We start from the raw sequence: 6,305 nt of genomic DNA, 5'->3' as shown, positions 1-6,305 counted from the left end.
GCGCGAACCAGGGCCTTGGTCCCAAGCCGCCCGAAGGCTATATTTTCCGTCCGGCCAGATGCGCCGAGATCGCCTCGAACGCACGGATGGTCGGGAACAGCTTGGAAGCATCCTGCGGCAGCGGCCAGCTGGAAAGCTTGACCGCAACCAGGTTGGTCGCCGGATCCATGTAGATCATCTGGCCATGGATGCCCAGGGCCACCGCGGCCCCGGTAGCAGGGTTCGGGAACCAGATCTGGTTTCGATAGTGCCCGCCGGGCATCATGTTATCGCCAGGGGACTGGGCGAATGCCTGGACCAGCGCCGGGTCGGTGACGAAGGTGTCGGCAATCCATGCCTCGGAGAGCACCTGCTTGCCGGTCAGCGCACGCCCGCCATTGACATAGAGATGGCCGAAACGCGCCAAGTCACGCAGGCAGGCGTTGAAGCCGCCATCGAACATTCCGGTGCCGAACTGGTCAATGCCCATGACCAGGTCCTGCTGGGCACCGAGCTTGGACCAGACGTAGTCCGAAAGCAGTTCCTGCAGCGGGGCGCCTCCGGCGGCTTCCAGCACCCAGCCCAGGGCATCGGTTTCGCAGGAACGGTATTCGAAAACCGAGCCGTGCGGTCCCTTGGCCTGCAAGGTCAGCAAGAACTCGTACATCCCGATAGGCCCGATGCCGCCACGCGACGGGGCCCAGCCGATCGCTTCCTCCAGTTGGCGCACCTCGGCATTGGGATCCAGGTACTCCTCGGAGAATTTGATCCCGGAGCGCATATCCAGCAGGTCCCGCACGCGGGCACCGGCATAGCCGCTGCGTTCCAAGGCCGGTACGTAGGTCGTAACCGCCTGCTCGGTATCCAGCTTTCCGGCGTCCACCAGCGCGCCAGCCAAGCTGCCCACCAGGGTCTTGCTGACCGACATCAGCAGATGATCGGTCAGCGAGGTCATGGTGTTGTAGTACTTCTCCCAGAGGATCCGTCCATTGTGCATGACCAGCACGGCGTCGGTATTCGTCGCGTGCATTACCCCGCGCACGGTCTGTGCCGGGTCGGTAATGCTCGCTTTGGCGACTTCCAGTTTGCCCAGCTTCTCCTCGGCCAGGTGCAGCTTGACGATCGGGCCATCGCCGCGCGAAACCTTCACGGTGGGATGGATCCTGGCGATGTTCTGGAATGAGCGCTTGATATTCTGCGGGTACTGCCAGGTAGCGATGTTCAGCGCCTTGCTGGGAGGACCTGCCAAGTTAGCCGCCATGTGCCCGGCGGCATCAGTCGCTTCAGTTGCCATGCTCTGATGGCGGAACGTCAATTCCCTTGTATTGGGATCGGATGCAGGAAATGAAGTGCTTGGCATCGATGCTGAGCTTGGTCTTCTTCTTGCCTTCGTACTGCAGCTTGGCCTTGGTGACCAGGACCCCAAGATCGGCTCCCTTCCATCGGTAATCCTCTACGCCGTAGATGCGCAGGAAGAATGCTTCCTTGTGGGTCTGCAGCTGGTGCCAGTCCAGGGCGGAACGGGAGAACTGCAGCTTGCCGCGCGAATCGAGGTAGTAGTTCCCGGTGCGTGGGGCATGGGTGATGTACTGCAAGATGTCATCGGTTTCCTTGATGATCATGTGGCTCCAGACATCGGCCCCGCTCATCTCTTCCCAGCGGGCATTGATCTCGTCAACGTCCAGCTCGAATTCCACATCAAGGAATTCAAGCAGGTGGAAGAGGAACAGCGGCACGTCGGCGTAGGCGCCGGCTGTAACGTTGGTGATGGCGCTGGCCCCGGAGATGCGCGGGTTCAGTTCGCCCAGGTACACCTCGTCGGTGTCGGTGTCCACCAGCACGTCCACCTCGAAGAAGCCGCGGTAGCCGGTGTCCTTCAGGCCATTGCCCACCTTGCGGACCAGATCGATGGCGCGCGAACGCTGCGAATCGGTGACCACATCCGGATGCATCTCATTGCCGCACCAGCCGCCCTTGTACGGGGTCAATTCCTTGTAGCCAGACAGTTCGGTCAGGATCGGGCCCACCACCGTTCCGCATTCGGTCAGCACGGCTTCAACGGCCACCGGCTGGTTGTTGATGCGCTTCATGACCTTCAGCTGTTCGCCGATGATGTTCTTGGAATGCGCCTTGAACTGCGCCTTGGAATCGATGAAGAAGGTCGTCTTGCCCGAATCGCCGTAGGGGGTTTGGACTACCAGGTCCTTGCCCAGGCCGGCGTCCTCGGCCAGCTCCATGAGCTCGTCGTAGTTATCCGCTGTGCCCAGCACATTGGGCACCGATGGCGCGCCGGCGGCGTTGCCCAGCTTGGTGGTGACGATCTTCGAATCCAGCTCGGTGCGCAACGCGGCCGAGGGCAGGATCAGGTCGTAGCCCAATTCCTCGCAGATTGCTTCGGTTTCCTCGTCGAAGAAGACCATCGCGATTTTCGGCCGGGGACCGCCCGGGGTGCACTGGGCATCGATGTATTCGCGGACCTCGGAGTTCTCCAGCAGCCAGTTGTTGATCTCTTCCGCGCTCTGGAAATCGACATAGGGCTTCTCGGCGGGGGTGAAGACCCGCGGGTGGTGACCGTCCCAGCCATCGTAGTAGGTGATGTAGCTGAATTTGCGGACCCAGCGGTCCAGGCCCAGCAAATTGACCGGGGTGGCGCCGAGGAAGAAGATCGGGGTGGTGTTGGTGCGGAAGAAATGGCGTACTTCGCTCATGTTCTTCAGCTTGCGGTCCATGCGCAGGACCTTGGCCGGGAGATTCGCGGGTTCGGATTCGTTGTAGGCGGCGTCTACCGCGACGTTGGCGCTGAGCTGATCGGTGACAGTGCGCGCCTTGTGGCGCAGCTTGTCGAGATCGCTGGGTTTGGGCATGCGGTGGCGAGAAGCCGGGGCGTGGGCTTCAAGAATGTTGGCCATGATGTGCAGATGTCCTTTGAAACTGTCCGAAGAAGGGCGATGGCACGGCGCAATGCGTGACAGTTTCATGCTCAGCGCTGATCGTAAGCAACGGCACACGTTCTGCTTAACGCGTGGTGAACATTGAGCCCGCACCCGCCATTGCGGCCTGTGACTTGGCATGCAAGGGCAAATGCGGGCTCAAAGCGAGGTAAAGGTTACTCCTTATTGCGTTAGCTGGCGGCGGCTAGCCAGCCACCGTCGAGACGAAATCCAGCTGCTGGAATTCGAATCCGGCCTGCTGCAGCACTTCGCTGGTGACCTTGCGGCCGGTCAACGCGACCCGGGCGTTGGAGCCCATGACCGCCGCGCCAATCTTGGGCAGCACCGAACCGGTGGGCAGGCCAGGCAGACCCGCGATGGAGCGCAGGGCGGCCATGACCTCGGCATTGCGCAGCGGCTTCGGGCAGGTGGCATGGACCAGGCCGGCAGGGATCGAGGGCTCTTCGAAGCCGAGCAGGCAACGGACCAAGCGCAGCCAGTCTTCCAGCCCAATCCAGCTGAACCACTGCTTGCCGTCACCCATGGGACCGCCCATGCCGGTGTTCACCAGCAGGTTCAGCGGGCCAAGCAGGGGAGCATCGGGGTGCATCACCAGCGAGGTGCGCAAGACGTAGCGCTGCTTGGCATTGACCGCCGCTTCGGCGAAGGCCTGCTCCCATGCCGAAGCGACCCCGGTCATTTCCGGCAGGGCGCGCTGATCGCTGGGAACGGGGCTGGACTCGGTCAACTCTTCCTCGCCGGCATCACCGAAGATGGCGGTGGTGCTGGCCTGGATCCAGGTGGCCAGCTGGGGTGCCGCGGCTGCGGCTTCGGCCAGGGTCTTGGTGGAGGCCACGCGCGAGTCGGTGAGCGCTGCGATAATCTCCGGAGTGTTGCGCTTGTCGACGCGCTCGCCGGCCAGGTTGACCAGGTGCACCGGATTCTTGCTGGCCAGCACATTGGCCCAAGCACCCTGGTGGACGCCGTCCCAGCTGTACTGCTCAGCGGGGAAATCATTCTCGGGGTTGCGGGTCAGCACCGATACGGAAATTCCGCGGCAGACCAGATCGGCGACGAGATTGCGGCCAAGGAAACCGCGCCCGCCGGAGATCACCACATGGGCATCGCGTTTGCGGTGCGCGCTGGGGGCGATGATCCGGTACAGGCGGGCCGCCGCGATGGCGAAGTCCTTGCATAGCGCGTTGGCCACGGTGAATTTGAAAGCTGTGGTGCCCGGGCCGTTGAGCTCTGCGGTGAAGCGCAGCACGGATCCGTGCTCATGCGGCTCTACCTGCCAGCGCAAAACCATTTCACCGGCCGGCTGCGGCTGGGTGAACTCCACCATGAGGGTGTCCTGGTTGCGCCGGGTGATGGAGCCCGAAGGGGCGGTGCTGCGGTGCAACGGGCCGAAGAACTTGCCCGGCGGCAGCAGATCGACCTTGGTGCCCACTCCGCGCTGGTCGTCATGCACGACGAAGCCATCGAAGCTCTTCATCCACTGGCCGGTCTGCGACAGGTTGCCCACGATCGAGTAGACGGCCTGCGGTTCGGCGGCTAGGAACTGGGACTCGGTGCGCTGCCAGTGCGTGAATTTACTCGTGGTGCTCATCTTGGAATAGTTCCTTCCAGCTCGGTTCCTCGGCCATAATCCTAGGCTACTGTGCCCGGGGCACTTAGTCGGCATAGACATAGAAGCCTGCCCGAACTGTTATGCCAAGGTCCCGGAAAGGGAAAAGCCCCCCTGGCCCGTGCGGACCAAGGGAGCTTTGAACAGGGGCGTTGGCTAGACGGTAACCTTCGCGCCGACTTCCTTTTCCATCTCGGTGAACTCGGCATCGACGGTTGGATTCGGGCGGTGAGTTGCCCGCGAAACCAGCCATGCAACAACCAGTGCGGCGATGAATCCGGGAACGATTTCGTACATGTTGCTTGCCAGGGCATCGACGTTGCCCCAGACGAAGACGACGACTGCACCGGTGACCATGCCCGCGAAACCGCCCACGGCGGTCAGCTTGCGCCAGTACAGCGACAGCAACACGATCGGGCCGAAGGCTGCACCGAAGCCGGCCCAGGCGAACGCGACCAAGTCCAGAATGGAGGAGTTCGGGTTCAATGCCAGCAGCACGGCGACGATGGCCACCAGCAGCACGCCGGAGCGGCCCAGATTGACCAGGGCCTTGGGCGAGGCCTTGCGGCCGGTGATGTTGTACAGGTCCTCCACCAGCGCGGAGGAGCAGACGATCAGCTGCGAGGACATGGTGGACATGATGGCCGCCAGTACCGCTGCCAGCACCAGGCCGGCAATCAGCGGGTGGAAGAAGATCTGGCTGAGCAGCAGGAATACGGTTTCGCTGCTGGACTTGTCCAGTGGCTCGCTGGCGAAGTGGGCAACGCCGATCAGTGCGGTGCATACGGCGCCCACGCTGGTCAGGAACATCCATCCGATGCCGATGCGGCGTGCGGTCTTCGCCTCGCCCGGGGTGCGCAGCGCCATGAAGCGCACGAGAATATGCGGCTGGCCGAAGTAGCCCAGGCCCCACGCGGCGGTGGAGAAGATGGCCACGGCGGCCAGGATGGCGCTGTTGTCGTTGAAGGACGAGAACAGATTGAAGGCGTCCGGGTTCACAGCGCTGATCTTCGATCCCAGGGAATCGATATCCCCGATGCGGATGGCAGCGACAATTGGCACGGCAATCAGGGCCGCGAACATCAGCACGCCCTGGACCATGTCGGTCAGCGAGGCTCCGAGGAAGCCGCCGAAGAGCGTGTAGAGCAAGGTGATGAAGCCGACGAAGAGCAGACCGGAGAGGTATGGCCAGCCGAAGGAAGCCTCGAAGAACTTGCCGGCGGCAACCATGCCGGAGGAAACGTAGAAGGTGAAGAACACCAGGATGATGACCGATGCGCCGATGCGCAGCAGGTGGCTGTTGTCCTTCAGGCGCTTTTCGAAGAAGCTCGGGATGGTGATGGCGTTCTGCGAGATCGCGGTGTAGGAGCGCAGTCGCGGAGCGACGAACTTCCAGTTCAGCCATGCGCCGATCAGCAGGCCGATGCCGATCCATGCTTCGTGCAAGCCGCCGAGGTAGATGGCGCCGGGCAGGCCCATGAGCAGCCAGCCGGACATGTCGGATGCGCCCGCGGAAAGCGCTGCGACCCATGGCTTCAGGCCGCGGTCGGCCAGCATGTAGTCGTCAATGTTGTTGGTGCGGCGATATGCAATGTAGCCGATGCCAAGCATCGCGGCCATGTAAATTGCGATCGCAATCATCTGGAAAGTCTGGTCGGACATTTTTCCTCATTACCGTTTGTGCCTGCGGCTTGTTCAGCCGCCATAGGCGCGGATTTCTGTGGTGCGAGTCACCACTATGGCACTAATTCTCCGGTTTGTCGCCGGGT

General features: G+C 62.4%; 4 protein-coding genes. All 4 read right to left on the bottom strand.

The features are described 5' to 3' along the window. Nucleotides 1–37 precede the first annotated feature (37 nt). A complete protein-coding gene (locus ACRDT3_RS14670) occupies nt 38–1,273 on the bottom strand; it encodes a serine hydrolase domain-containing protein (protein ID WP_431493676.1) in 1,236 nt (411 codons plus the stop codon). After that, nucleotides 1,263–2,888 (bottom strand): biotin carboxylase, encoded by a 1,626-nt coding sequence (locus ACRDT3_RS14665; RefSeq protein WP_431493675.1) that lies wholly within the window; start codon nt 2,886–2,888, stop codon nt 1,263–1,265. Before ACRDT3_RS14665 ends, ACRDT3_RS14670 begins: the two co-directional genes overlap by 11 nt. Nucleotides 2,889–3,114: 226 nt before the next feature. Beyond that, nucleotides 3,115–4,518 carry an NAD-dependent epimerase/dehydratase family protein gene (locus tag ACRDT3_RS14660; RefSeq protein WP_431493674.1) on the bottom strand — a complete coding sequence of 468 codons (1,404 nt, stop codon included), beginning with the start codon at nt 4,516–4,518 and terminating at the stop codon, nt 3,115–3,117. A gap of 174 nt (nt 4,519–4,692) precedes the next feature. Further along, nucleotides 4,693–6,198, bottom strand: coding sequence for a sodium/proline symporter PutP (putP, locus tag ACRDT3_RS14655; protein WP_431493673.1), 1,506 nt, complete (start codon nt 6,196–6,198; stop codon nt 4,693–4,695). Nucleotides 6,199–6,305: the final 107 nt, after the last annotated feature.

Origin of the sequence: Glutamicibacter sp., assembly GCF_050701915.1 — a bacterium.
GTDB lineage: Bacteria > Actinomycetota > Actinomycetes > Actinomycetales > Micrococcaceae > Glutamicibacter.
The sequence above is the reverse complement of the archived record's forward strand: the minus strand, read 5'-3'. Positions and strand labels throughout refer to the sequence as shown.

Coding starts and splice junctions, on each gene's coding strand:
- ACRDT3_RS14670 (WP_431493676.1), bottom strand. CDS start 1,273: ATGGCAACTGAAGCGACTGATGCCGCCGGGCACATGGCGGCTAACTTG.
- ACRDT3_RS14665 (WP_431493675.1), bottom strand. CDS start 2,888: ATGGCCAACATTCTTGAAGCCCACGCCCCGGCTTCTCGCCACCGCATG.
- ACRDT3_RS14660 (WP_431493674.1), bottom strand. CDS start 4,518: ATGAGCACCACGAGTAAATTCACGCACTGGCAGCGCACCGAGTCCCAG.
- putP (WP_431493673.1), bottom strand. CDS start 6,198: ATGTCCGACCAGACTTTCCAGATGATTGCGATCGCAATTTACATGGCC.